This is a genomic window from Pontibacter virosus (genome assembly GCF_003096355.1).
GTDB classification, from domain to species: domain Bacteria; phylum Bacteroidota; class Bacteroidia; order Cytophagales; family Hymenobacteraceae; genus Pontibacter; species Pontibacter virosus.
Genome location: NZ_QEKI01000038.1, coordinates 1 through 1,662, shown reverse-complemented (window position 1 = coordinate 1,662; position 1,662 = coordinate 1). Strand labels below are relative to the sequence as shown.

Genomic DNA, 1,662 nt, shown 5'->3' with positions numbered 1-1,662 from the left:
CAGTTTGTCTAAAAACCTCTGCACGTTTCTTAGCTAAAGATAGCGATTTGAAGATATACTTCACCAGAAGCGAGGTCTTTTCTTATTTGCGCCTGGGTTAGCCGTTTTGCCCTTGACTTGGCGTACAGGAGCCACAGCGCGCCTAAAAAGGCCGTACAGTAGGCCAGCAGCGTCTGCCATCCGACGATATTGAAGATGCGGCGCAGGTTGTAGGCCACCAGCATCAGGCCCACATCGGCCGAGGCACGTTCCATCCCCTGTTTGGTGAGCACGTAGCTGTAGCCCCACTGCCTTTTGATGGTGCCGAAGGGGTGCTCGACGATGGCCTGCCTGCGCCTGTAGAGTTCAGGGTGGCGCTGGATGTTCTGCCGGTTGAGCTCGAAGACCGGAGTATACGTGTTGCGCTCGATAAGCTTACCATTTTTAGCGGTCGTGCACAGGCCGCGCACCGCGCACGTCCTGCAGGCCTTGGTGCGGTACTGGTGGAAGCTGGTCGGGCTAGATCGGTTCAGGTGCTTGGTGTAGACGTGGCCGTTGGTGGAGAGCGTGTGGCCTTCGGGGCAGGTATAGGTGTCGTTTACAGAGTCATAAGCGAAGTGCTCCACGTTGTAGCCAGGGTCCGGGGCGTTGGCGGCGGGCGCCGGAATGGCCACCAGCGCGGTGACGCCCAGCTTCTGGGCGGTCTCCAGCTCCGAGCCGGCGTAGTAGCCCTTGTCGAAAAGGGCCGTGAAGGTGTTGTTTCTCACAATGCTCTTGGCCCGGCGCACCATGCCTCCCATGGCCTGGCGGTCGTTGTGGTTGGTCACCTGGTAGTCAACGGGGAGGCAGTGGCGGGCGTCCACCATGGCCTGCACGTTGTAGGCCACCTCGGTGATGGTGTTGCGGATGATCATTTGCCGGCTCTCCGCATCGGAGGTGGAGACCTGATCCTGGCCCGAGTCCTGAAGCTGCCGCAGGAGCTGGAGGTAATACTCGCGCCGCCGGGCGTGGCGGGCCACGGCATCAAGGAGCTGCTCTTGCCGGGCGCCTGGCTGCGGCAGGGAGAGCGCCTGCTGGGCCTCTGAGAGCCTCTCTTCGATGTAGGCCAGGTGGCGGGCGATCTTGCCCCGGTTGTAGTTGTTCTTCTTCGAGTTCTGGGCCCGCAGCTTGGTCGAGTCGCCTGCCAGCAGCTCGCCCCCGATCAGTTTAAAGTCCCGGGCCAGCTTCACCGTGGCCCGGAAGACGCGGGTGATGGCCTTTGCGTTGTGCTTGCGGAAATTGGCGATCGTGTTGTGGTCGGGGGCCAGCTGGCCCAGAAGCCACATCACCTCGATGTTGCGGTCGCACTCACGCTCCAGGCAGCGCGAGGAGCGGATGCGGTTGAGGTAGCCGTAGACCAGGAGCTTCAACAGAATGGCGGGATGGTAGGCCGGGCGTCCGTTCTCGGGAAAGTCAACGCGGAAGCCTAATTTTTCCAGTGGGAGCGAATCGACAAAGGCGTCGATGAAGCGCACCTCGTTGTCGGGGGAGATCAGCTCCTCCAGGCTGGCCCCGCCACCGGGAGGCTCGCCGCGGCTGCAGCCGTATTTGAATTTCATAGTTCAAGTGGATAAGTATAGTATTACTTAGCCACTTAGCTTGTGAAAAGTTGCAGGAAGGAAGGTGTTATTAGACAGTCTGACG

At 60.3% G+C, this 1,662-nt stretch carries 1 protein-coding gene; it reads right to left on the bottom strand.

Translation table 11 applies throughout. The annotated features are described in order from the left end of the window. Positions 1-29: 29 nt before the first annotated feature. Positions 30-1,577 (bottom strand): IS1182 family transposase, encoded by a 1,548-nt coding sequence (locus C8E01_RS21385; protein WP_165820713.1) that lies wholly within the window; start codon positions 1,575-1,577, stop codon positions 30-32. Positions 1,578-1,662: the final 85 nt, after the last annotated feature.